This window comes from Paenibacillus castaneae, assembly GCF_002884445.1.
Taxonomy (GTDB): Bacteria; Bacillota; Bacilli; order Paenibacillales; family Paenibacillaceae; genus Pristimantibacillus; species Pristimantibacillus castaneae.
Window position 1 is genome coordinate 2,126,693 of the sequence record NZ_KZ614144.1, and the last position, 24,550, is coordinate 2,151,242.

The window sequence follows — 24,550 nt, forward strand, 5'->3', positions numbered from 1 at the left end:
GTGCCTTCACCTCAGAAAGTGAAATTTTTATTTTTAATGGCTCTAGCAAATGGAAATATAGGTTAAATATTAATAGTATTTTTTTACCCCCAGACAAGCATCATCTGCACAATTTTATCCCCGTTTCTAGAGTTATTTGCCCCCTTTTTGGCGGTTTACAGCATTGTAACATCACGAAAAATCCCCTAAAATTTTAGATACAGCACGACGATGCACGCATCAAAAAACCAATTTATTTCGAGGGGGATTAACAGAAATGGGAAAAAAATCTAAGATGTTAATGGCATTATCGCTAGTCTTCGTTTTAATTTTGTCCGCTTGCGGTAGCAACAATGGTAACAAAGGTGCAGCTACTAATGCTCCGAAAGAAACAAATGCTCCGACGACGGAAGCGACGAAAGAGCCTGCTCCTGAACCAGTTAAGCTGCGCGTATTCTCAACGTTCGGCGGTACTGACCCGGCTAAGGAAGCATTCGAGAAGGTTCTCAAACAATTTACGGATGCCCACCCGAACGTTACGATTGATAATGATGTCATGTCCGCAAATGATGACGGCTTCAGAACAAAAGTGAACACAGATATGAACAGCGGCAATGAAGCTGACCTGACGTTCTACTTTATCGGCAAAGACGCTGAAGGTTTTGTAAACGCAGGCAAAGTGGTTCCTTTGAATGATATTCTGGATTCAGATTCGGCATGGAAAGATGGCATAAATCCAGCGGTTCTAGAACTGGTCAAACAGCCTGATGGGAAAATAATGTCGATACCTGTAACAGGATATTATGAAGGCATGTTCGTCAACAAAAAGCTATTCGCAGATAACAATATTGAGCTTCCAACGGATTGGGATAAATTAGAAGCTGCTGTTAAAGCTTTCGCGGCTAAAGGAATTATTCCAATCTCTGCACCATTCGATCAATCTCACTACCTGATCGAGCATTCGATCTTAACTGCTGCTGGTCCAGAAAGTCAATCGAAAGCGCTAACAGGCGATATTGATCCAAACTGGGAATTGGGATTAAACGGTTTGAAAAAGCTTTATGAGCTGGGCGCATTCCCTAAGGATGCAGCGACAATTGATCTTGGAATGGCGCAAAACTACTATTACGAAGGTCTTGCAGCTATGCTAATTGAAGGCTCTTGGGCAATTGGCGGAATGTCTCCTGAAGTGAAAGATAACTCAACCGTAATTCCATACCCTGTCGTTCCTGGCGGCAAAGGAAGCGGTAATGATATTGTTGGCGGCTTCGGCTCAGGCTTCTATTTAGCCCAAAAAACATTTGACGATGCGAAGAAAAAAGATACTGCAATTGCTTTGCTGAAACATCTGACTTCGAAAACAAGCATTCAGACGATCGCACAATCAAACGGCGGTTCACCTGCAGCTGATGTAGAAATTACAGGCCAACCACAAGTTGCGCTGGATGGATTTGCAATGGTTTCCAAGGCTAATTCGATCAGCTCGGCAGTAGACGGCAAAATGTCGCCTGAAACGTTTACTACGATTCGCTCCTTTATTAAACCGATTGTAACAGGTGAGAAAACAGCTAAAGAGGCTCTTGAGGCAGCTAAAAAAATCGAGGATGCAAATAAGTAATAGAGCAGCAATTCATTAAACCTCAAATGATACTCGCCGCCCTCTGAAGCAGGGGCGGCGAAATCATTTCAAGCATTATAAAAAAAACACACCGTAGGTGATAGTATGAAGGGCGATAAGAAGTATATATTTTTATTTTTGTTTCCGGCTGCGGTCTTAATGTCAATTTTCATTTACTATCCTTTTCTTAAAAGTATTTATTTAAGCTTTTTCCGGACAAAAGGATTTTTTGAGAAGAAATTCGTTGGATTCGAAAATTACAAACGGATGTTTTCGGATGATTTGCTCGGTGCGGCAACGTTAAATACGTTAGAAATCATGCTTTATGTTGTCATTTTTCAAGTCGGTTTTGCATTAGTGCTGGCTGTTATGGTTGACAGCATTAAATGGGGGAAAGCCTTTTACCGGACGGTGTTCTTTTTCCCAATCGTAATATCCGGCGCTGCAATCAGTTTAATGTTCGTATTGATCTACAACTATCAATTCGGCTTATTGAACAGCGCTCTGTCCAATTTCGGGATGGATAAAGTGTTATGGCTGAGTGAGACAAGCGCGTTGAAGGCGATCGCAGTTCCAACGGTATGGCATTATGTCGGTTTTTATTTTATTTTGTTCCTAACCGCGATGTCCAAAATTCCTTCGGATTTCTACGAAGCGGCGAAGATAGAAGGCATTTCCGGATTTAAGAAAACCGTTTATCTAACTATTCCTTTAATTATGAGTGATATCAAGGTTGTAATCATATTGGCTATTACCGGTACGCTGAAGGTGTTTGATTTTATTTGGATTTTGGCAAGGGGCCAGAACGGTACGGAAGTACTAGGAACTTATATGTACAAGAAAGCGATGATTGATTTGAACTTTGGCTACGGTTCAACAATAGCTGTCTATATCGTTGTTTTCGGCGTACTGTTGTCGGTTCTAACGAATCGATTGTTGAAAAAAGAAGAAGTAACTTACTAACGGGGGAAGGGGGGCTGCAAATGCAACAAGTAAATAGGGTTACACGCACGAAGAAAATGGCGAGATTAGAAAGACGTTTTGGAGCAAGTGATATATTTGTTTATATTTGTTTATCCTTGTGGGCTTTAACAACGATCTATCCGCTGTTCTGGGTAGTGAACAACTCGTTCAAAGTGTCTAGAGATGTTATGAACAATTCATTCCGCTTCGCGTCGAATCCCGTTATGACGAATTATGAGAAAGCTTTTGATCGAATCAATATGGGACATAGCTATATGAACAGCTTGATTATGTCCATTAGCACAGTTTTGTTGGTTTTAATATTTGGCGGCTTGGCCGCATATGTGATCGCAAGATTTCGATTCCGCGGAAGGAATGTCATTTATTCCCTGCTGGTCGCTACCTTATTAATCCCTACATTCGCGACAATTGTTCCCGTTTATGAGCTTCTGATCAAATGGAAATTGGTGAATACTTACTTAGGACTGATATTGCCTCATACTTCTGGTAATTTAGCTTTTGCTATATTAGTTATTGCCGGATTTATGGCTACCATTCCGAAGGATTTAGAGGAAGCAGCGTTTATTGACGGCTGTGACCGATATAAAATGTTTACGAAAATATTTTTGCCAGTATCTAGGCCCGTATTTGCATCAGCCAGTATTTTCGTTTTCTTGTGGTCTTATAATGATTTGTTTTCTTCCTTAATATTTGTGAATAAAGAGAATGTGCGCCCAATTGTCGCTTTATTAAATGAGATTAGCTCACAGTACGGAACAGATTTCGGACTTATGGCGAGCGCAGTCTCCCTTACAGTCATACCAGTTATGGTTGTCTATTTATTTATTCAACGGTTCATTGAGAAAGGCTTGACTGAGGGTGCTATTAAAGGCTAATGAACGAGTCTTAGTTTGAGGTTCAGGAGTATGTTCAATCATCCGCATTATATGGAAAAGTCTGTTTCCTGAGGTCGAAGACCTTTTGGAACAGGCTTTTTATGTTTTTTAAGGAGATCATACCTTCTTGAAATGAATATATTAAATGCCAATCCCTCATATATATACATACATGAAGGGGGTTCAGCAAATGTGGATAATCATTCTAATGCTAGTTGGATGTATCTCTGGTTTTGTTCTGTTCAGAAAAAATACGTTGATCAACTCTCATGAATGTTATCAGGGTTTACGTAAACTATCCGTTATTATTCCTGCTAGAAATGAAGAATGCAATTTGCCTCATCTTCTCGATTCCCTCAAGTCGCAAACTTTTCAACCCTTCGAAATTATTGTTGTCGATGACTTTTCTAATGATCGGACGAAAGAAATAGCGGAAAGCTATGGCGTCACCGTTATTGCGGGCAGCAATCTGCCTCAAGGGTGGACAGGTAAGAGCTGGGCTGTATGGAATGGATATTTGCATGCTTCCGGAGATGTTTTTGCCTTTCTGGATGCTGATATAAGACTGGCGCCTAACGCGCTTTCATCGTTGATGAAAGCAAGAGAACGGTCGAAGGGGGTTATATCGGTTGTTCCTTTCCATCATACGGAGAAGCTGTATGAGAAGCTTGCTCTAATTATGAATATGCTGGGCATATTCACGTTTACATCGGTTTTTGAAAAGGGGAATCCGAAGAAAGGTTTATATGGGTCCTGTATACTCGCCTTGCGAGAGGATTACGAAAAAATTAATGGTCATGAAAGCGTCAAATCTGAAGTGCTGGATGATTTGTTTCTTGGATCGAAATTTATAGCAGCCGGTATTCCGGTCACCAATTTTATCGGGTACGGCTTGGTTTCATTCCGAATGTATCCGCAGGGCATCCGAAGTGAGATTGAAGGCTTTAGTAAAGGCGCCGTCTTAAGTACCGGCACGCTGAGTCCGTGGACAATAGCCCCCATAGCCATTTGGGTAGTGGGACTCCTTATGTCGGAAACGGTGTTTATATTCGCAAACTCTGCATGGGCTGTGCCGTTGTTGGTCGGTTATCTTATGTATATGCTTCAATTATTTTATTTCATTAAGTATGTAGGTGTATTTGGGATTATGATGCCTGTTCTTCATATCGCAGCTTCCTTATTTTTTATCATTATTATGATTTATTCGATGTATCAGGTCGTATTTCTGGGGCATGTAAGCTGGAAAGGAAGGCAAGTCCGAGTGGGGGGCAAGCGGAATCAATGATTATTTTGATGACTGTGGGTTCATTTCTATCGGGTTCGCTCATGTTCTCATACTGGCTCGGTTTAGTGGGCCGAAAAAACCTAAAAGCGATAGGTGACGGCAATCCGGGTGCTCTAAACCTATGGAAAGCATCAGGTTATAAACTAGGTATTGCTGGCGTTGTGCTCGATTTTTGCAAAGGATATATTCCGCTGCTATTGTTCATCAGAAGTGGATATAGCGGAGGCTATTTTATCGTTCCGCTTGCCATAGCCCCTATAGCGGGCCATGCCTTCTCACCATTTCTAAAAGGGAAGGGCGGCAAGGCCATTGCTGTCACATTCGGGGTATGGAGTGCGTTGACAGCATTCGAGGTTTCGCTCGCTTATGCTATTATTTTAGCGCTTATGCTTGCTTTGTCCCGCTGGATCTACAAAAACAAGCCTACTTCCACAGAGGCAGACGGCTTGCAGGTTGTATGCGGTATGCTGCTCCTATCCGTCTATATCTTAATGAGGTCATTCTCGGCTGCCATCCTATGGGTTTGGTTGGGAAACTTTTTGATTCTAGTCTATACACATAGATTGGAAATGGCTAAATGGTTGAAAAGATTATTTAGCAAAGGCGCATGAATGGAGTAATCTGATTGGTAAAGAAAGGGACTGAGCGCCGCAACTTTTGCGAAGCCCAGTCCCTAATTTACTTATAGCTGCTTTAAGAATTCAACAATGGTAAGCAGACCTTTGTCGAAATTCTCTAGATTGAAATGTTCGTTCGGGGCATGCAGATTCTCATCCGGGAGACCAAAGCCCATCATCACCACAGGAGCGCCTAATACACGTGAGAAAGTTTCCACAATTGGAATCGATCCGCCGTCTTTCGTGAACAGTGCTCGAGTGCCGTACACTTTCTCGTACGCATCAGCCGCTTTTTGAAGCATCGGATTAGAGGGGTCCATATTGAATGCACGTGCCTTCTCGCCGCGCTTAATAATGAGCCTTGATCCTGATTGAACATGGGACTCAAGATGAGCTGCAATTTTATCCAATACGTTCGAAGGATCCTGATCTCCGACAAGCCGGCAAGTAATTTTGGCATGTGCTTCCTTAGGAATAACGGTTTTTGTACCCTCGCCTTGAAACCCGCCGTATACGCCGTTCAGTTCAAGCGTCGGTCTTGCTCCCGTCCGTTCAACGAAAGAATAACCTTCTTCTCCGTATAAAGCATCGAGGCCGAGGTTTTTTCTTAATTCCTCATCATTATGGTTTTGTTTTTTGAATTCCTCACGCATAACTGCAGAAAGCTCAGGAACACCCTCATAGAAACCGTCGACAGCGACCCGGCCTTTGTCATCATGAAGAGAGTTGAGCAGAGAAATCAGCGCGTGAAGCGCGTTGGGAACGCCGCCGCCGAATGTGCCTGAATGCAGATCAGTATTAGCGGTTGTTATCGTTACTTCAAGCGAGCATAGTCCGCGCAGGCCAGTGGAGATTGCGGGCTTTCCTTTGGCGAGAAGTGAAGTGTCTGATATGAGTACGACGTCTGTTGCCAGCTTGTCTCCATTGTTTTTCATGAAGGCAGGAAGATTAGGGCTAGAAATTTCTTCTTCCCCTTCAATACAAAATTTAACATTTACCGGCAGCGCTTTTTCTTGGCTCAAAAGAGCTTCAACCGCCTTCACATGGAGGAACATTTGCCCTTTATCATCTGTTGCTCCCCTTGCGTAAAGCTTGCCATCGCGAATGGAAGGCTCGAATGGAGGGGTCTCCCAGAGATGAAGCGGGTCTACAGGCTGCACATCATAGTGACCGTAGATAAGTACCGTTGGCTTGCCTGGAGCATGAATATGCTCCGCATATATGATGGGATGCCCATCCGTAGGGTGAATTTCCACATTTTCTAGACCAGCCTTCTCTAGTTTAGCAGCAACCCATTGCGCAGCCTCGTTCATATCGTTCTTATGATTGGACAAAGCCGAGATGCTTGGTATGGTTAAAAATTGTTTCAACTCATCCAGGTGCTGCTCTCTCATATTCTGAAAATAAGTTTCGTAATTCACAGTATGTACCTCCTAATACGTTATAGCTTAAGTATACGCCTTCGGACAAATAAGTAAAACCGCCAGTAGGATTGGTCTAAGCAAAAGCAGCTTTTTGGATTAAGAGTGTATACCCAAAAATATGTCCACATGATCTATAAATGTGACATATGACCGGCTACGCCGTCCGCTTATGATGAGAGAGGAAGGACAAAGCGCCGACCCAACATCATTTTTTAGGGGGACAAAAAATGAATAAAGCAAGCAAGAAATTTTCAATGCTGCTTATGCTGGTTACAATTATCGCATTAATTGCAGCAGGCTGCAGCGGCAGCAACAGCGGCAAGGAAACGACTGGCGGAGGCAAAAACACAGGTGGAGGGAAAAAGACGAACATTTTGTTCTGGTCGCCGTTCTCTGGCTCTGACGGTCCGTTTATGAAGAAAATCGTGGACAAATACAACAGCTCGCAGGATCAATACAAAGTTAATTTCGTTATTCAGCCAAATGGCGAATATTACAAACAATTGGACGTAGCTCTCAGCACGGGTAAAGAAAGACCAGACCTGATGATTATGCACGTCGATCAAGTGCCGACATACGCAAGCAAAGATCAATTAAAGCAAATTGATGATTTAGCATCTGCTGCAGGCATCAATAAAGGTGATTTCGCTGAGGCGCCAGTTGAGTATGCTACGCTCGACGGCAAATGGTATACGATCCCGCTCGATATCCATCCGCTAGTTATGTATTACAATAAGGATTTGTTCGAGCAAGCAGGCGTCGCAGGCCCGCCGACCAATCGCGAGGAATTCGATGCGGCGACAGCGAAGCTGACCAATAAGGATAAAGGCGTATTCGGCTATGTTGTACCTACCTTATGGCCGCAGCAGTTCATCTTCCCGACGCTTGTCTGGCAGAATGGAGGAGAGCTGTGGGATGGAACAACTGTTGCCTACAATTCACCTGAAGCGGTAGAAATGGTGAAATGGATGCGTGGAATGATAGACAGCGGCATCTCGCCGGCCAACGTTCAGCAGGATGGGGAGAACACTCTATTTCTGCAAGGGAAAAATGCGATTCAATTCAACGGCCCGTGGATGAAATCGCAATTCGATGAAGCCGGTTTGAATTATGGCGTTGCACCGGTACCGCAAATTGGGAAAGTAAAGAAAGCCGTATTCGCAGGCTCTCACGGTTTTGTTGTTCCGAAGAGCGTATCCGATGAGAAAGTAACGGCTGGTATTGGAGATTTCTTGAAATATGTGTCTACGAATTCGATGGATTGGGCGGAGTCCGGTCAAGCACTCGCTTCTAAACCGATGCTTGATAGCGCAGAATTCAAAGCGATGGCGTTCCAAAGCAGCGTAGCTTCCGCATTCTCTTATGTTCAGTTCGCTCCAAACGTATTGAATTGGGGAACGATTTCTGAGCCGATCTGGGGAGAGCTGAATAATGCTCTGCTTGGGAAGAAGGATGCACAGAAGGCGCTGGACGATGCGGCTGCCAAATCCCTGCAGGCGTTGAAGAAATAACGTCGCTGCACATAAAAAGAGCAGGAAGAGGGGAATAGCTGAGTCCGTTCCCTTCTTCCTTTTTTGAATTCAAAATAACGTATGGCCCAAGGGGGGACTCCGCTTGAAAAGTTCAGTCATGTCTCGCTTTACATCCTTTTTATTTGTTTTGCCTTATTTGGCTGCCTTCTGTATTTTTCTCTTATTCCCGATTCTATACGGGGCGTATATCAGTCTTCATAATTTCGAGCTTCTCTCTACTGAGCATAAATTTGTTGGGTTAGCGAACTATATCGAGATTTTTACGCCGGGGACGTATTTGAGCGATATTTTTTTCCGGGGGCTGTGGGTGACGGTACAGTTCGTCATTTATTCCGTTCCGCTTCTGATCGTGGTAGGTTTGTCGCTTGCCATGCTTGTTAATGCGCTGCCCGGCAAAGTGCGCGGACTGTTCCGCACGCTTTATTTCCTTCCTTACGCATTATCTGCATCGGTCATGGCTGTAATCTGGCTGATGATGTTTGATACGAATGCGGGTTTTCTGAACAGCATGCTTCTGAGATTAGGATTGAATGGCATTCCGTGGCTTACCGACACGCCTTGGGCATGGGTGTCCTTAATCTTTACGACGCTCTGGTGGACGATTGGCTTTAATATGATTATATTCATCAACGCATTAAATGAAGTGCCGGAGGATTATTATGAAGCCGCTTCGATAGATGGAGCAAATTCCTGGCATAAATTTACGAAAATAACGCTTCCGTCGATCCGTCCGGTCATGCTGTTCATTATGATTACGTCGACGATAGCTTCCTTTAATATTTATGCACAGCCTTACCTGCTCACACGCGGAGGCCCTGGAGATACAACGAAGGTGCTGCTTATTAATGTGCTGGATCAAGCCTTTATCCGCAAGGAGATTGGCTCAGCCTCAGCGATGGCGATTGTTATGGCTTTGCTGATCATCCTTATTTCAATCGCACAATTCAAGCTGACAAATGGCAGAAAGGGAGATGCATAAATGGTCAGAATGAGAAAGCTTTGGCTGGTTGTGCTGGCCGCTGCTGTTGCAGTCATTTTCCTGCTGCCGCTTGTTTGGATGATCTCAACATCGTTTAAAAATGATTTCGAAGCTTTGTCTGGACAAATGAACTTCTTTCCGTTAAAGCCGACGGTCGCTAATTTTGTGCAGGGGCTCAATGGCGAGCTGATGAATGTGCCGATTACCCGTTGGATTATTAATTCACTGTCTGTAGGTATAGCCGGTACAGCAATTGTCTTAATCATAGATTCAATGGCTGCTTATGCGATTGCGAGATTACATGATTTGCCGCTTCGCCGAGTGATGCTGTCACTATTTATTGCTTCACTGATGATTCCTGGCGTTTTGACTTTTTTGCCAATGTATATGGAATTTAATGCACTAGGTCTGATCAATACGTATCCTGCATTAATATTACCGGCCACAGCTGGAGCATTTGGCGTATTCCTGCTTTATCAATTTTTCTCTTCGTTTCCGAAAGAAATTGAAGAGGCTGCGCGTATAGATGGCGCTAACAAGTGGCAGATTTATGCTCGGATATTGCTTCCTTCGGCGGTTTCTATTATGGTGACGCTCGGCATTTTTACTTTTATGGGTATTTATAATGATTTTGTATGGCCGCTTTACGCGACAACTTCGCCGGAAATGCGTACCATTACTGCAGGTATCGCGATGATGGCAACAGGCAGCTACACACAAAGCTACGGCAAGCTGATGGCTATGACGACAATCGCCACGCTCCCTGTTGTTATTGTATTCATTATCGGACAACGCTCGTTTGTTAAAGCGATTACACAAACGGCTGTTAAATGAAGAATACAATTGGTGCAGCAAAAAGTTTCTAATAGATTAGAAACTCTTTGCTGCACTTTAGCTGCGAAACTTAAAACTTGGAGGCAATGGAATGAACAAATCTCGGAAGAGGATTGTTTTATTTACGTTATTACTAGCTGTAATAATTTTAATGATGATTGGGGTTTGGCAGATGAACACGAAAAGCGAGACAGCCCTTACTTCGAAAGTGTACAACGGCCACGGTGGAACGATGAAGAACACGCTGGCAGAAATCGATACGCCCGATCCAAGCATTGTATACAAAGACGGCTATTATTATATGACGTTTACGCATCATGGTTCAGATATTATGATTATGAAATCAAGAACATTGGATTTCCATGGAGCAGAACGAAAGGTTGTTTGGTATCCGCCGGTTGATACGATGTATTCCGCCAATCTTTGGGCACCGGAAATTCAATTCCTGCAAGGGAAATGGTATATCTATTTCGCTGCCGACGATGGCTCGAACGAGAATCATCGGATGTATGTTCTCGAGGGGGACACGGATGATCCTATGGATTCTTATACGTTTAAAGGGCAAGTCACGGACGATACGAATAAATGGGCAATCGATGGGCTCGTGCTGGAGCATGAAGACAAGCTTTATTTCGTATGGTCGGGCTGGGAAGGCGACACAAATATTCAGCAAAATACGTATATCGCTCCGATGAGCAAGCCGGACACCATAAGCGGCCCGCGGGTGCTGCTGAATGAACCGGATTTGGATTGGGAACGCGCAGGCGGCCCGCCATTTATCAATGAAGGGCAAGCCATTCTGAAAAAGAATGGAAGGGTATTTATTGCGTATTCTGGCGCGGGCAGCTGGACGCCATTCTACAGCATTGGATTGCTCTCTTTAGAGGCAGGAGCAGATCCGCTTGATGCTGCCAATTGGACGAAGTCTGAGCAGCCGCTAATGGCAATGGATGCGGATGCAGGTGTATATGGGCCAGGGCATAACACCTTCGTGTCATCACCAGACGGATTAGAGGATTGGATTGTTTATCATGGAACGACCAGCGAGTTCGATGGCTGGAACAATCGGAAAGCTCGCGCTCAACGAGTGACATGGAATGAAGCTGGCAAGCCGCTATTCGGCAAGCCGTTATCGCTGTCCACTGCCATACCAGTTCCGTCTGGAACAGGCGTATTTCTAGCTGAGCATGCCGTGAACGTAAACGGTGAATTGCGTTTTGACAACATTCCGGCAGCGGTCAATACGCAAGCTTCCATGCTGCTGCATTATAAGAACGACACGATGGAGCCCATTCCTATTCAAGTTGGTGTCAATGATGGAGCTGCCGTAACGACAGAGCTGCCTCCTACGAAACAAAATGAAGCTGGTTATATTTACATCCGGATACCGCTGCAGGCTGGACAGAATGCAATTAAACTTAATGCTGACAATGTGCAGAGTACTATTATTGCTATGGAAATCATTCGATATGAAGCGGAGAATGCACAAATAGCCAATGATGGAGAGGTTCAGGACAATCCTTTTGCTTCAAACGGCCGCTCGGCACTTATTCAACAAGGCGGGGCGGAGGAAATCCGCTTTGATAATATCCGTGTTCCGCAAAGCGGCACCTACACCGTCCATATTGCAGCGGCGAACGGATCAGAACAGGTACAGGAGCTTGAGCTCATCGTAAATGGCGGGCGTAAATACAAAATTAAAATTGCGCCTGGGGAACGGAATAAATTCGAAGAGGTGACGGTGTCTGTGGAGCTCAAAGCAGAGGGCAACACTTTCGTAGTTGGGAAAGCGACAGGCCTGATCGAGTTGGATTATATAGATATAAGTGCCGTAACGAACTAAGTAAACGAAGACATCGACCTTAATGGAGGCTTTCAGCCATGAATAAAAAAAATCGAAGCATGCTTGTTGTCATTATTGCGCTTATGGGCCTCCTAAGTGCGCTAATGACAAGCTGTTCCTCCAGCGGGGAGCAGCCCGGCAAGAACAAGGCAAATGCGCAGGAGCAGCAATCTGCAATAAGGCTTGAGTACTGGACGCCGTTCAGCGGCGGTGACAATCAGTTTATGACGCAAATGGTGGAAAAATTCAACAAGGAACATCCCCATATTATGGTTGTTCAAGTCAATTCGCGACTTGATGATTATTATTCCAGGCTAAGGACAGCGATTCTGTCCGGAAATGCGCCTGATCTAGCTATTTTGCATCAGACCAGCTTGCCCCAATTCGTACAGAACGGCTACATTGAGAAATTGGATGAGCCTGCGCGCCAAATCGGATTGGACTGGTCTGCTTTTCGTGCCAACATTGTTAATTCCACTGTCTATGACGATATTCATTATGCGGTTCCTCTTGATACGCATGCTTTGGTCATGTATTACAATAAAACCTATTTGCGTAAAGCAGGGCTGCTTGACAGCACGGATAAACCGAGGATCGGGCCTGGTGCCGACGGGTTTGAAGCGTTTCTACAGGGTATTAAGGATTCTGTGCCTGCTGATGTAGCGCCGATGGCGCAGCCTAGCACGCGTATTGATTCGGTTTGGTTATGGTGGAGTCTTTACAATCAGCTAAGCGGCGGCGGTGCATTCTATAATGAAGATGCCAGCAAAGCCACTTTCAACAATCCGCAAGCGCTGAAGGCTTTGAATTTTATAAGCAGTCTTTATAAGAAGAAGCTTATTCCTCCAGATATCAATGATGCGTTCAAGCTATTTTATGACGGCAAAGCCGCGGTTCTCATTACAGGCGTATGGGGAATGGGGGCATTCGAGAAAGCGGCAAAGCTCGATTTCGGCGTTATATCGATGCCTGTTTTATATGATCATCCGGCAGTCTGGGGAGATTCACATACGCTTGCTATACCGACCAAGCATTCGATGACGGAAGAGAAGAAGCAGGCTGCGCTGACGTTTATGAAGTGGACGGCCCAGCATGGCGCCATGTGGGCGGAAGCGGGACATGTGCCAAGCATGACCGAAGTTATTGAAAGCGAGCCGTTCAAAAGCTTGAAAAACCGGAGCGATTATGCTGCTTCAGCTAATTATGTCGCCTATTGGCCGCGTCACGTCAAGCAGTGGTCGATGGTCGAAATTCTTATTCAGGAATTCGAGAAAATCAACTATGGCGAACAAACGGCTGAGCAGGCGCTGGAAATCGCTGTGAAGCGGGTCAACAATGAACTGAACAAGTAAGGAGATAGCAATGAAGTGGCTGCGCGCAATGATATGGTGGTTTAGAAATCAGGAACTGGCTCGGAAGCTTATGATCATTAATTTCATTCTGATAGTGCTGCCTCTCAGCGTCATGGGGTATTTTGCCTTTACACGATTCGCGGCTACGCTAGAGCAAAAGGTAGGCGACTACCAGCTGCAAACGCTGAAGCAGCTGACGTTGAATTTGGATACGTATATGACGGAGCTGGATCGGCTTACGCTAATGCCTTATCAATATGAGAAAATAATAGCTTTCCTCGAGAGCAAGCGTGAGCAGGGACAACCGCTTACGCTGGATGAGATTAAACAAATGAACAGCTTCGTATCACAGGTATTCTTGAATGGCCGAATCGATATAGTTGGCGTCTCCCTGTTCGGAGAGGGAGGAGCCTCCTATGTAGTGATGCCTGAAAGCCAGTATGTGACCACCTATAGTCTTGATGAGAACGCGGAATGGCTCAAAAAGGAGCACGGACGCAGCGGCCAATCCACATTCATAGCGACGCATAATATTCAATCGACGAGCGGTACGGTTTACCCTGTATTCTCAATTGCACGCGAGCTGCGGAGCTTTGATAGCGGTATGAGGCTTGGCTATATTGTTATTGACGTGGATCCAAAAGTTATTCATGGCATACTAGCTCAGGTTACGCTAGGCAGCAGGGAACAGCTATTCATTGTCGACGAAGCCGGCAGAATGGTAGAGGGCAAGGACGAAGCGCATTCGCAGTACCATACAATGAAGCTTCCAAGCGAGTCTCTGGAGGGGGTTACCCACTCTGCAGTGAATGGAGAGCGGCAGCTTGTAGCCTATGTAACCTCATCGATTACGAACTGGACGACGGTAGGAATCGTGCCTGTGTCTGAGCTGATGAAGGATAGCCTCCTTATTCGCAACTCCATCATGCTGTTTGGCATGATAAGCATCGGCTTGGCTATGCTTATATCGGTTTTCCTTGCGTTTCGAATTACACAGCCGCTGCGCGGCTTAATTAAACTGATGCGCAAGGTGGAGCGGGGCGATCTGCTCGTTTCCTTTCCTGTAAAACAGTGGGATGAAGTAGGCCATCTGGGCAAAGCGTTCAACACGATGGTATCGAAGCTGAGCGAGCTTGGCTACCTGCTCTACGAGACGGAGATTCGCGAGAAGGATGCGCAAATCGCCGCCCTGCAAAGCAAAATTAATCCGCATTTCTTGTACAATACATTGGGCTCTATCAGCATGTATGCAGAGGTTGAGGGCAATCAAGAGGTAGTGAAGATGACGAATCATTTGAGCAGGCTGCTTCGTTACAGCTTGAGCAGCCAGAAGGAGCGAGTAAGCCTTGGCGATGAGCTTGATCATGTGAAAGGCTATATGACCATTCAAAAGATGCGTTATGAGGATCGGATTGACTTTCAGCTTGATGCCGACGAGATTGCTCTTGCTTGTAAAGTTATCCCGCTGATGATTCAACCTATCGTAGAGAATGCCATCAATCATGGCATTGATAAAGGCGCCGGCAGCGGGAAAATCCGGTTAGCCTGCAAAGTTGACCAGAATGTTCTACGGATTGCAGTAGAGGATGACGGCATTGGGATGACAGAGGAGCAGCTGATTCTGATTCGCTCTCGATTGGCGCACACAAAGGATATCGGAGGCAGCTCAGGAAACGGTTTATTGAATGTGCATCGACGGATCGTGCTTCATTTCGGAGAGCCGTATGGCCTAACGCTGGAAAGTATGCCTTATCAGGGACTGAAGGTTATGATAACCTTGCCGGCAGTGACGAGGGAATCTTACTTGAAGGAAGGGGATTTGCATGCCTAGCATCATTATCGTAGACGATGAATCGATATTCCGCAAAGGACTGCGCAAAATGATCGGGGATTTGGATCCGGAATGGGAGATTGCTGGTGAGGCAAGAGATGGGTATGAAGCGCTGCAATTAATTGAGGAGCTTCAGCCGGATGCGCTTCTAACCGATATTAGAATGCCGCGAATGGACGGTATTCAGCTGCAGCAGATGATTCGTGAGCGGTTTCCGCAGCTGCTGTGCGTCGTCATAAGCGGTTATGATGATTTCTCATATGTGCAGCAGTCTATGAGGCAAGGCTCTCGGGATTATCTAATGAAGCCTATCGAGCGGGAAGAGCTGGTCAAGGTTCTACGGCTGCTAAAGGAGAAGCTGCATCAGCAGCAAATTGCTTCATCAGGCAAAACACATCTTGAGGAGCAGCAAATAAGACAGCATGTTAGCGAGCATCTTGTAACAGGCTTGCTTCGCGGCAGCGTGAATGAATCGGATTTAAAAATTCTTCACACGATCGGCATCGATTTCAAGTGGCCTTATTTCACATGCATGGTCATTAAGCTGGATAAGCATTCCATTGGCAGCGATCGTTACAATGTGACGGACCCGTCATTATTTCAATTATATATACAGCAGCTTGTGCAAGAGATAATTACTCGCAGATCTAACGGCATTTGCTTTATTTTGTCGGAGACAGAAGTCGTGGCGCTGCTTAATATAACAGACCGGCATAAAGCGATGCTGAACGTGAAGGAAATCGGAGAGACGATTCGAAGGCAAATTACAACTCTATCGAATATGACCGTTACTATTGGTATCGGACAGGCGGCTGAAGGGGTACGCTCGATATCCCATTCTTACAATGAAGCGCAAATCGCCTTGCTCTACCGGCTCATTGTCGGAGGGGATAAGGTTCTTGAATACGGCGATATGGTGCAGAGGGAGCAGCTTCAAGGCGAAGTGAACCCCTGCTCGTGGGAGAAGCTTGATCAAGCGATAAATGAGGGGAATTGTGAACAGGCAGGAGTTGCCGCTCGCGCATATGTCAATGAGCTCTGTATGAGCGCACGAACGCCGGAGACTGTGCATCAGCAGCTGTGCAAGCTGCTTATCCAATATTATGAGCTGGCGGGAAAGCTGGGATTGACGAAACAATGGCTTGGCATGAAGGATATGAAGGCTGTGCTGTTCGATATATGCTCCATTTCCTCACAGGAGGAGCTGATGGAGGAATGCGGACTGCTCCTCGTTCGGTTGGCTGCTTGCATTGCTGAAAGCGCTATTGTACAAGGAGCAGATCCGGTTGAGAAATCAATTCGTTATATCGAGCTTCATTACGCGAAGGCGCTGACACTGAAAGAGGTGGCAGACTACGTTTATTTAAATGCAGCGTATTTCAGCACCTTGTTTAAGCAGCGGACAGGAAAATCGTTTGTGGAACGTCTGACCGAGATCCGAGTTTTGGAAGCAAAGCGGCGAATGGCTCATACCGACCATAAAATTGCTATTATTGCAGAGCAAACAGGCTTCACGAACATTCGCCACTTTAACCGTGTATTCAAGAATGAAACCGGACTCTCGCCAAAGGAGTACCGTGATCGAATCCAAGAGAAAAAAGATAAGAATGCGGGTTAACATTAGGCTGAAAGCAGATCAATAGCTGATCATGACCTCAATATCCTGTTCGTAGTTGCCGAAATTTTTGCCGAACAAGCTTACTCCGCCAGGATTGTCGGCATCCTCGCTGGATGTAATTCGAAATAGAATTTCTTCGGAGGGGACAATCGGAATATCTTTCACACTTACATCAGAGAGCTTAACGCCATCCATATATGTGCCGTCTGCCGCAATAAGCAATGTTTTCAGCAGACCGTGCTGGGTGCTTCCGGGCTCCCACCACTGCGGAGTGAGCTTTCCGCGAACACTGCCGAAATCTCCAGGAGAAGTCCAAATGCAAACCGTCCTATCGTTTAATGAAAAAGTAATATCAGACGGCCAATCCTCGGCGTAGCCGGGCGCTTCCGAGCAAATTTCTAATGATATTCGAATTGTCTTAACCGGTTTTTTTCCTGCCAGATAATTTGGAATGCGGTATTCGACATAGCCGCTGGCAAACCAAATATGCTGCGCCTTTACATGCTCTGGCTCTGCGAAATAACGGGGATCGTCCCGCATGCCAATCAGCTTTGTTTCGGAGGCTAATCCACAAGTTGGCCGTACCTGATAGTCAGCATACTGGCCGACGGGGAGCGATACATTGTAATGATCTCGTGTCTGCTCCTGTTTCTCAGGACTTTCCGGTTTAAACAATAGAGTAACCTTATCTAATCGGAGTTTGCATAATTTCTGCATCCCGCGTTTCCCGGCGATCATTTCAGTAGTAACAATTCCAGCTTCCTCTAGCTGATACACGTGCTTGGTGACAATGGCTGAAGATACGTCCAGCTTAAGTGACATTTCCTTTATATTAAGGCTTTCATGTTTCAGCAGCTCAATCATTTTGATTCGTGTTTGTGAGGCGAGTGCTTCAAATAAGGCGAGATTGCTTTGGTTAACATCCAGCTCCATTTATTTTTCATTCCTTCCATAACATGAGCATAAAAATAATAGATAGTCCTATTGTATAACCAAATGATTAATTAAACAATTTATTCGTTGACTAAAGTAGGGCATTATTTTACAATCAGTTTTAAGGTCGTCATAAGTTAATGATTAACTATTTTATTAATTAAATGAGGAGTAGATCAATCATGCCAAATGAACAAGCTAAAGTGCAGGTTTTGCGCTCAGAATATCCGAGGCCGCAGTTTTCACGCCAAGAATGGTTAGGATTGAATGGAGAATGGGAATTTACTTTCGACGATAGCCGGGTAGGGGTAGAGGAGAAATGGTACAAATCGGATTTGGCGTTTTCTCGGAAAATTACGGTACCGTTTACATTCCAAAGCAAGCTTAGCGGTATAGAAGATCCTGCATTTCACGATGTAGTCTGGTACAGAAAGAGATTTAATATTCCGGAAGCTTGGTCAGGCAAACAGGTTATTCTTCATTTCGGTGCTGTTGATTATATCGCCAGCGTATGGGTCAACGGACAGCTTGCTTTCACTCATGAAGGCGGTCACACACCATTCCAAGGAGATATTACCAGCTTACTTATAGAGGGAAGCAATACAGTTGTTCTGCGAGCAGAGGATTTCAGCCGTGATCTGACTCTGCCTCGAGGCAAGCAGTATTGGCTAGAGAAATCGGCCAGTATATTTTACACGCGGACGACGGGCATATGGCAAAGCGTATGGCTGGAGCCTGTAGATCGCATTCATCTTAGAAAGGTTGCTCTTACACCAAATATTGACCGAAATGAGATTCAGGTTCGAACTTTTATAGAGGGAATTCAATCAGTGGACGGATTGAATCTGCAGGTTATTATATCCTACAAAGGCAGTATGGTTTCGAATGATACGTACTCTGTACACTCTGCTGAAGAAAGCAGGAATATTCGGCTTAATGATTCTACGGATCACGGCTTAGGCCGTTTGTGGAGTCCGGAGCATCCAAATTTATACGATATTACTTTCCGCCTAAAGCAGAATGAAATCGTAATTGATGAAGCAGTCAGCTACTTCGGCATGCGTAAAGTATCAATTGAGGACGGAAAGTTCTGCCTGAACAATCGTCCTTATTATCAGCGGCTGGCACTTGATCAAGGGTATTTCCCTGAAGGCATTCTGACAGCACCTAGCGATGAAGCGCTGAAGAGTGATGTTGAGCTTACCAAAGAGATGGGCTTTAATGGCGTACGCAAGCACCAGAAGACGGAAGATCCACGCTTTCTTTATTGGTGTGACAAGCTGGGCCTGCTCTTGTGGAGCGAAGCAGCGAATGCTTACGAATATTCCGAGGAATATGTAAGGCGCTTTACGAAAGAGTGGCAGGAGATCATTGAACGGGATTACAACCATCCATGCATTGTGACATGGGTACCTCTTAATGAAAGCTGGGGTATTCCTAATGTTCAAAACGATAAACAGCAGCAGCAGCACGGCCTTGCTATGTATCATCTGACCAAATCTCTTGATCAGACTAGACCGGTTGTATACAACGACGGATGGGAGCAAATGACAACCGATTTAGCGACCATTCATGATTATGAGAGCCGTCAGGAAGTGCTGGAAGCGCGATACGCATCCGTTGAAACTGCCATAAGTGCTATGCCGGCTAATCGTAGAATTTTTGTAGGCGGAGCGTCCTACGAGGGTCAGCCAATTCTCATATCCGAGTTCGGCGGTATTGCCTTCAAGAAAAGCGATTGGGAAGGCTGGGGTTATTCCGGTGCTGACAACGAGGAAGATTTCCTGAAGCGGTTGAAGGCTGTGCTGGATCCGATGTTCTCTTCACCGATTATTCAAGGCTTCTGTTATACGCAGTTGACGGATGTCGAGCAGGAAATTAACGGACTACTTACTTATGATAGAGAACCGAAAGCGCCGCTAGACGTGATTCGAAAAATAATTACGGGACAAAAATAATAAATTGGAAGAGGGTGTCCCAAAAGCCATAGGCTTTAGAGGCACCTTCATTGTGTATAGGGCAAATTCAGGAGGTGGTTAGGTATTAGCAATTACCGCGAACTCTTGTTCATAAATGGCCCTTACTTTCTCCAGAACCTTCCGGCTTTCCTCGGCGAAGGGAAGCTCCCTTACTTGATTTTTTACTAGAAAGACACCGGACATATCTCTACTTGCACCCATAGCCGCCTCGTACAGGCGTGAAGCTCCTTGACTTGGATGTGAGAAAAACAGTTTCATTATCGGTATTAGGTAAAAGGGCAGTCCTGATTTTTTTCCGCTTCTTATGGTGTTGTTGCCCCCTGGGTCAGCGCTACGAATCTTTATTCCATCAGCGCCTATTAGAGGTGCGATCTCGTGAGTCCATAAGGATAGTGCTAGTTTTGTCGCCGCGTATGGACCAATTAGCTTTTTAAATGAAACGGGATGCTCCAGTGTGTCCGGGTCAAATTTTTTGGTGAACCTAAAGGCAGTAGTGGATGTATTGACGACGGTTTTCAAATTTCCTTTAAGCAGAAGGTCCTTCAGCTCCATTAAAATGATGTAGGGAGCTACTGTTTGCAGCTCGAAATGCATTTCTCGTTTCTGTCTAGAGAAGCCTAGCTCTGCGAAGCTGCCGCCAGCGTTGTTGAACAACAGGTCAATCTTCGTTTCCTTGGCTTTGATTTGATTCAGAGCAGACCTCAGGCTACCGAAATCTGTAAGGTCTGCTTTGTATATTCGAAGCTGCTTTTTACCCAGATTCTCTTGTATGAGCGTATCGTCCGCAGGAAATTCGGATCGTACTAATGCAATGATCTGCCAACCCTCGGAGAGCATTCTGCGTGTCAGCTGGAGTCCGATGCCGGAGCTTGCGCCCGTTATGAGCGCCGTTTGGTCTATTAGATTTTTTTTCAATATTATATCCTCCTTAGATTGTGTTCGATTCAGTATCGATTCGATGCGCTCATTGTAAATCCTGGAGTCAACTCCAAGTCAAGCGTTTATATAAGAATGTAAATCAACTTGACTTGGAGCTGACTCCAAGTTATAAAATCAATAAAGGAAAATGATCAGGAGGATAAAGGATGAGTGACACTGAATTATACTCCATTAAGGAAACTTCGGAGAAAACGGGATTATCGGAGGATACGATTCGTTACTATGAGAAAATAGAGCTGCTTCCGCGGGCGAAGCGGAAGGGAAACACCCATCGTGTGTATCGCTCGGAGGATTTGTTTATGATGAAGATCATTACATGTCTGAAAAAAACGGGAATGTCTCTGGACGAGATAAGGCCATATATGAATCTGTCTTCCTTTAATGATGATTTAACGGCATCCCCTGAGCTGTATGAGCTTCTTCAAGAGCATAAGAAAAAAATTGAAAACCAAATGGCCTCTCTTCAGCAAATTATGGATTTAATTGACTCCAAATTGCTGCAGGGAAATGTGATTTCAGAACCATGCACGATCACAGGAGGCAAGCAAACCATGCCTATGAAAAGTAGAGAGGATAAGACGCCGTGACGTTACAACAATTGAAGTATGTCATTGAGATCGCAAACCGCGGTTCGATGAATGAGGCAGCGAAGCGCTTGTTCATATCCCAGCCCAGCTTGTCTAACGCGATTAAGGATTTGGAAGAGGAGCTTCAAATTATTATTTTTGAGAGAACCAATAAAGGCATTACCCTTTCCAAGGAGGGAGCGGAGTTTCTCGGATACGCACGTCAAGTTGTTGAACAGGCGGAACTGCTGGAGAACCGTTATTTGGATGCGAAGCCGTCTCCGCAGCATTTCTCTGTTTCGACTCAGCATTATGCGTTTGCGGTTAACGCCTTTGTGAACCTGGTTCGAGAATATGGGCAAGAAGAATACGAATTGTCATTGCGTGAGACCAAAACCTTTGAAATAATTGAGGATGTCAAAACGTTGCGCAGTGAAATTGGAATATTATATCTCAATGATTTTAACGCTAAAGTGATTAATAATTTGTTGAAAGCTGCAAATTTGCAGTTCAACAGCTTATTTACCGCAAAGCCGCATATTTTTATTAGTACGAGCAATCCGTTGGCCAAGCAGTCTATCGTTACCATTGATCAGCTTCAGCATTACCCTTATTTGTCGTTTGATCAGGGGGAATACAATTCATTTCATTTCTCTGAGGAAATATTAAGCACGTTGTTGCATCCCAAAAGCATACGTGTGAACGATAGGGCAACGCTCTTTAATTTATTAATTGGATTGAACGGCTATACGATTTCGACTGGGGTGCTAAGCGCTGATTTGAATGGAAATGATATTATTCCAGTTCCGTTGGCTTGTGATGAAACGATAAATGTGGGATGGGTATGCCACAAAAATGTAGCGCTCTCCAAGCTTGCTACCGCCTATGTTGAAGCACTGCAGCAGGCTATAGCAGAATAAATCAGAACCCCCAATAGGATGGAGATGGAAGAGCGGTGGCGAGTCAGTGGTACCAAATTTATAAAACAACAGTGCCGTCAACGTGGCTGGCATTTGTTGGCGCAGTTATTGTAACCATATTCATGCTGTATTTCCGATTTGGGAAGGAAGCTTCCAGCAGGTATACGAATGAGGTGCTGCTTTTTGTTCTTGTGTGGAAAGTAAGCGTCATTTGGACTGATTTCTCACTAGTAATAAAAAACCCAGTTTCACTATTATATTTTTCTGGAGGGGCAGCCGGGATATATATAGGTGCTGCATGTATAGCGCTCAGAAACATATATGAAATTTTCATAAAAAAGCATGATTCGAATGTTCACTCGAACTTTCTGGCTTATATATGGTTCTACAGTATGTATCTTGTTCTATTGGTGTTGCTGAATCGGTCAGATTACTTGGATATTATTGTTTCGATTGCAGCGGCAGCAGGATTCATAGGGATAGGTTTGAGGACTAAGCAGGCAGAGCTTGCAAATGGAATCGTTCCTATGATAATTGTCTATGGAGCTATTATTTATGTGCAGTTCGGCACGTTATGGAATACTTATATGCTGACCAGCGTTTTGTTTGGATTATTGTTGATTGTGGTGGCAAGAAAGGAAGGCGTAGAGCTAAGCAAGAAGGCAGTGAGCTTAGCCGTTATTGCGATGATGTTCGGTATGCTTCTTTCGGTCGTTTATGATCAGGTACGATCTGATTCTCATGGGAATGTGCTTGCAGATAGCAGTGCGTATGACAATCGCAAGCTGGCTCCCGATTTCACAGCACAGACGATAGAAGGCATTAATCATTCCTTGAAGGACTATAGAGGAAAGAAGGTCATCTTGAATTTTTGGGCCTCTTGGTGTCCTCCTTGCAAAGCGGAAATGCCTCATCTGCAAAAGTATTATGATAACTATAGAGATTTGCATAACGTGGAGATCGTTTCGGTCAATTTAACCTATCAGGATACCAAACGTTCCAAAATAAAAGCGTTGATTGACAAAAACAAGCTGTCTTTCCCCGTTTTTTTGGATGAAGATTCTTCCATCGCATCAAGCTATGGAGTCAGAATTATTCCGACTACGTTCATTATTGATGAGAATGGCTTAATGTCCAGACCATTCACGGGCCCGCTATCCGAAGCGATGATCATCCAGTTAATGGATAAGTAGTGCTGTTGCCGTATTGACAGATGCTTATGCATTTATTATATTATATGCATGAGCATGCATTTATAAAACAAGATTAATTATTGAGGTTCATGCGCATGCTGAACGCAAATATATTTTTCGAAGAGGAGATCATTTATGAAGGATTTATTTACACCATATGAGCTAAACAATTTGAAATTGAAAAACCGTGTAGTTATGCCTCCGATGTGTCAATACTCAGTCAGCAAAAAGGATGGAATCGCTAACGATTGGCATTATATGCATTATGTCAGCCGAGCAGTCGGAGGAGCCGGTTTGATTATTATAGAAATGACTGATGTGGAGCCGGACGGTCGGATTTCGGATTACGATCTCGGAATATGGTCAGATGAACACATTCCTGCTTTAGCTAGAATTGTTGATGCTTGTCATTCTTACGGCGCTAAAGTAGGCATTCAAATTGCGCATGCAGGCCGTAAAGCCGAAGATGCAGCAGTTCCGGTGGCTCCTTCAGCTATTCCATTCAACGCGGAGTCCAAAACACCAAAGGAGCTAACGACTGAAGAAGTGAAACAAATGGTCGAGAAATTCCGTATGGGCGTAAAACGTGCTGTCAAAGCAGGATTTGATGTTATTGAGCTTCATGGCGCGCACGGTTACCTCATTCATCAATTTCAATCGCCGTTAACGAACCGCAGAACGGATGAATACGGACAAGAGCTTACGTTGTTTGGCAAAGAAGTCATTCAAGCGGCAAAAAGTGAAATGCCGGAAGGCATGCCATTAATCATGCGTATTTCCGCAAAGGAATATGTAGAAGGCGGATATGGAATTAACGAGAGCTTGGCATTCAGCAAGGTTTATCAAGAAGCCGGAGTGGATATTTTCCATATTAGCGCAGGCGGTGAAGGTCCGATTGCAGCAGCAGGGCAGCCGGGGACGCATGCGGGTTATCAAGTTCCATTAGCTAGAGAAATCAAGCATGGTTTGAATGTTCCAGTCATTGCTGTCGGAAGGTTAGACGAGCCTGTGCTTGCCAATGCCGTAATCGGCAATGAGGATGCCGATCTAGTGGCGGTAGGTCGAGGAATGCTGAGAAATCCTTATTGGACGTTGGAGGCTGCAACACAGCTGAATAAGGAAACGGATATTCCAAAACAATATCGATTTGGGTTTCCTAGCTCTAAAAAATAAAGGCTATAGATGAATATTTAGAATCCTTTAAGGAGATCGGCTTATTAATCTAAGCAGATCTCCTTTTTTACGAGAA

Annotated in this window: 20 protein-coding genes; 17 read left to right on the forward strand and 3 right to left on the reverse strand. The window is 44.7% G+C overall.

Features of this window, described 5'->3' with window-relative positions; genetic code table 11:
* Window positions 1-256: 256 nt before the first annotated feature.
* The 5 genes from CEF13_RS09005 to CEF13_RS09025 all read left to right on the forward strand — a co-directional run bounded on the left by CEF13_RS09005 (window position 257) and on the right by CEF13_RS09025 (window position 5,352).
* Entirely contained in the window at window positions 257-1,597 is a 1,341-nt protein-coding gene (locus CEF13_RS09005) for an ABC transporter substrate-binding protein (RefSeq protein ID WP_102710378.1), read from the forward strand.
* A 159-nt stretch (window positions 1,598-1,756) separates the two neighbouring features.
* Window positions 1,757-2,560 carry a carbohydrate ABC transporter permease gene (locus tag CEF13_RS09010; protein ID WP_244917062.1) on the forward strand — a complete coding sequence of 268 codons (804 nt, stop codon included), beginning with the start codon at window positions 1,757-1,759 and terminating at the stop codon, window positions 2,558-2,560.
* 20 nt (window positions 2,561-2,580) lie between these two features.
* Complete coding sequence (locus CEF13_RS09015; protein WP_166742809.1) at window positions 2,581-3,456, forward strand: carbohydrate ABC transporter permease; 876 nt, start codon at window positions 2,581-2,583, stop codon at window positions 3,454-3,456.
* A gap of 190 nt (window positions 3,457-3,646) precedes the next feature.
* Complete coding sequence (locus tag CEF13_RS09020) at window positions 3,647-4,741, forward strand: glycosyltransferase family 2 protein (RefSeq protein WP_102710380.1); 1,095 nt, start codon at window positions 3,647-3,649, stop codon at window positions 4,739-4,741.
* Window positions 4,738-5,352 carry a glycerol-3-phosphate acyltransferase gene (locus CEF13_RS09025; protein WP_102710381.1) on the forward strand — a complete coding sequence of 205 codons (615 nt, stop codon included), beginning with the start codon at window positions 4,738-4,740 and terminating at the stop codon, window positions 5,350-5,352. The genes CEF13_RS09020 and CEF13_RS09025 overlap by 4 nt, the downstream gene beginning before the upstream one ends.
* Before the next feature lie 71 nt (window positions 5,353-5,423).
* On the opposite strand, the gene CEF13_RS09030 is transcribed toward CEF13_RS09025, so the two are convergent.
* On the reverse strand, window positions 5,424-6,779 hold the full coding sequence (locus tag CEF13_RS09030) for a dipeptidase (protein ID WP_102710382.1): 1,356 nt from the start codon (window positions 6,777-6,779) through the stop codon (window positions 5,424-5,426).
* A gap of 230 nt (window positions 6,780-7,009) precedes the next feature.
* On the opposite strand from CEF13_RS09030, the gene CEF13_RS09035 reads away from it, so the two are divergent.
* From CEF13_RS09035 to CEF13_RS09065, 7 genes are all read left to right on the forward strand, one after another.
* Window positions 7,010-8,293 (forward strand): ABC transporter substrate-binding protein, encoded by a 1,284-nt coding sequence (locus CEF13_RS09035; RefSeq protein ID WP_102710383.1) that lies wholly within the window; start codon window positions 7,010-7,012, stop codon window positions 8,291-8,293.
* A gap of 103 nt (window positions 8,294-8,396) precedes the next feature.
* Entirely contained in the window at window positions 8,397-9,293 is an 897-nt protein-coding gene (locus CEF13_RS09040; protein ID WP_243864523.1) for a carbohydrate ABC transporter permease, read from the forward strand.
* The gene (locus CEF13_RS09045) at window positions 9,294-10,127 is read left to right on the forward strand and encodes a carbohydrate ABC transporter permease (RefSeq protein WP_243864524.1); all 834 of its coding nucleotides are present in this window, start codon (window positions 9,294-9,296) and stop codon (window positions 10,125-10,127) included. It abuts the gene before it with no gap.
* A 91-nt stretch (window positions 10,128-10,218) separates the two neighbouring features.
* Complete coding sequence (locus CEF13_RS09050; RefSeq protein ID WP_102710384.1) at window positions 10,219-11,970, forward strand: family 43 glycosylhydrolase; 1,752 nt, start codon at window positions 10,219-10,221, stop codon at window positions 11,968-11,970.
* Window positions 11,971-12,008: 38 nt separating this feature from the next.
* A complete protein-coding gene (locus CEF13_RS09055) occupies window positions 12,009-13,322 on the forward strand; it encodes an ABC transporter substrate-binding protein (RefSeq protein ID WP_243864525.1) in 1,314 nt (437 codons plus the stop codon).
* Window positions 13,323-13,332: 10 nt separating this feature from the next.
* Complete coding sequence (locus CEF13_RS09060) at window positions 13,333-15,153, forward strand: cache domain-containing sensor histidine kinase (RefSeq protein ID WP_102710385.1); 1,821 nt, start codon at window positions 13,333-13,335, stop codon at window positions 15,151-15,153.
* Entirely contained in the window at window positions 15,146-16,771 is a 1,626-nt protein-coding gene (locus tag CEF13_RS09065) for a response regulator (protein ID WP_102710386.1), read from the forward strand. The genes CEF13_RS09060 and CEF13_RS09065 overlap by 8 nt, the downstream gene beginning before the upstream one ends.
* A gap of 18 nt (window positions 16,772-16,789) precedes the next feature.
* Here the strand turns inward: CEF13_RS09065 and CEF13_RS09070 are convergent, their stop codons facing one another.
* On the reverse strand, window positions 16,790-17,704 hold the full coding sequence (locus CEF13_RS09070) for an ArsR/SmtB family transcription factor (protein WP_102710387.1): 915 nt from the start codon (window positions 17,702-17,704) through the stop codon (window positions 16,790-16,792).
* A gap of 182 nt (window positions 17,705-17,886) precedes the next feature.
* Between CEF13_RS09070 and CEF13_RS09075 the strand changes: the two genes are divergently transcribed.
* Window positions 17,887-19,662, forward strand: a complete 1,776-nt coding sequence (locus tag CEF13_RS09075) for a glycoside hydrolase family 2 protein (protein ID WP_102710388.1) — start codon at window positions 17,887-17,889, stop codon at window positions 19,660-19,662.
* Window positions 19,663-19,740: 78 nt separating this feature from the next.
* Here CEF13_RS09075 and CEF13_RS09080 read toward each other — a convergent pair whose 3' ends face one another.
* On the reverse strand, window positions 19,741-20,598 hold the full coding sequence (locus CEF13_RS09080) for an SDR family NAD(P)-dependent oxidoreductase (protein WP_102710389.1): 858 nt from the start codon (window positions 20,596-20,598) through the stop codon (window positions 19,741-19,743).
* A 170-nt stretch (window positions 20,599-20,768) separates the two neighbouring features.
* Here CEF13_RS09080 and CEF13_RS09085 point away from each other — a divergent pair, with 170 nt between their 5' ends.
* The 4 genes from CEF13_RS09085 (at window position 20,769) to CEF13_RS09100 (ending at window position 24,474) form a co-directional block, all read left to right on the forward strand.
* On the forward strand, window positions 20,769-21,209 hold the full coding sequence (locus tag CEF13_RS09085) for a MerR family transcriptional regulator (protein ID WP_102710390.1): 441 nt from the start codon (window positions 20,769-20,771) through the stop codon (window positions 21,207-21,209).
* Window positions 21,206-22,108 (forward strand): LysR family transcriptional regulator, encoded by a 903-nt coding sequence (locus tag CEF13_RS09090; RefSeq protein ID WP_102710391.1) that lies wholly within the window; start codon window positions 21,206-21,208, stop codon window positions 22,106-22,108. Before CEF13_RS09085 ends, CEF13_RS09090 begins: the two co-directional genes overlap by 4 nt.
* 35 nt (window positions 22,109-22,143) lie before the next feature.
* Window positions 22,144-23,301 (forward strand): TlpA disulfide reductase family protein, encoded by a 1,158-nt coding sequence (locus CEF13_RS09095; protein ID WP_102710392.1) that lies wholly within the window; start codon window positions 22,144-22,146, stop codon window positions 23,299-23,301.
* Window positions 23,302-23,436: 135 nt separating this feature from the next.
* Window positions 23,437-24,474 carry an NADH:flavin oxidoreductase/NADH oxidase gene (locus tag CEF13_RS09100; RefSeq protein ID WP_102710393.1) on the forward strand — a complete coding sequence of 346 codons (1,038 nt, stop codon included), beginning with the start codon at window positions 23,437-23,439 and terminating at the stop codon, window positions 24,472-24,474.
* The last annotated feature ends 76 nt before the right edge of the window (window positions 24,475-24,550 follow it).

Coding starts and splice junctions, on each gene's coding strand:
- CEF13_RS09005 (WP_102710378.1), top strand. CDS start 257: ATGGGAAAAAAATCTAAGATGTTAATGGCATTATCGCTAGTCTTCGTT.
- CEF13_RS09010 (WP_244917062.1), top strand. CDS start 1,757: ATGTCAATTTTCATTTACTATCCTTTTCTTAAAAGTATTTATTTAAGC.
- CEF13_RS09015 (WP_166742809.1), top strand. CDS start 2,581: ATGCAACAAGTAAATAGGGTTACACGCACGAAGAAAATGGCGAGATTA.
- CEF13_RS09020 (WP_102710380.1), top strand. CDS start 3,647: ATGTGGATAATCATTCTAATGCTAGTTGGATGTATCTCTGGTTTTGTT.
- CEF13_RS09025 (WP_102710381.1), top strand. CDS start 4,738: ATGATTATTTTGATGACTGTGGGTTCATTTCTATCGGGTTCGCTCATG.
- CEF13_RS09035 (WP_102710383.1), top strand. CDS start 7,010: ATGAATAAAGCAAGCAAGAAATTTTCAATGCTGCTTATGCTGGTTACA.
- CEF13_RS09045 (WP_243864524.1), top strand. CDS start 9,294: ATGGTCAGAATGAGAAAGCTTTGGCTGGTTGTGCTGGCCGCTGCTGTT.
- CEF13_RS09050 (WP_102710384.1), top strand. CDS start 10,219: ATGAACAAATCTCGGAAGAGGATTGTTTTATTTACGTTATTACTAGCT.
- CEF13_RS09055 (WP_243864525.1), top strand. CDS start 12,009: ATGAATAAAAAAAATCGAAGCATGCTTGTTGTCATTATTGCGCTTATG.
- CEF13_RS09060 (WP_102710385.1), top strand. CDS start 13,333: ATGAAGTGGCTGCGCGCAATGATATGGTGGTTTAGAAATCAGGAACTG.
- CEF13_RS09065 (WP_102710386.1), top strand. CDS start 15,146: ATGCCTAGCATCATTATCGTAGACGATGAATCGATATTCCGCAAAGGA.
- CEF13_RS09070 (WP_102710387.1), bottom strand. CDS start 17,704: ATGGAGCTGGATGTTAACCAAAGCAATCTCGCCTTATTTGAAGCACTC.
- CEF13_RS09075 (WP_102710388.1), top strand. CDS start 17,887: ATGCCAAATGAACAAGCTAAAGTGCAGGTTTTGCGCTCAGAATATCCG.
- CEF13_RS09085 (WP_102710390.1), top strand. CDS start 20,769: ATGAGTGACACTGAATTATACTCCATTAAGGAAACTTCGGAGAAAACG.
- CEF13_RS09100 (WP_102710393.1), top strand. CDS start 23,437: ATGAAGGATTTATTTACACCATATGAGCTAAACAATTTGAAATTGAAA.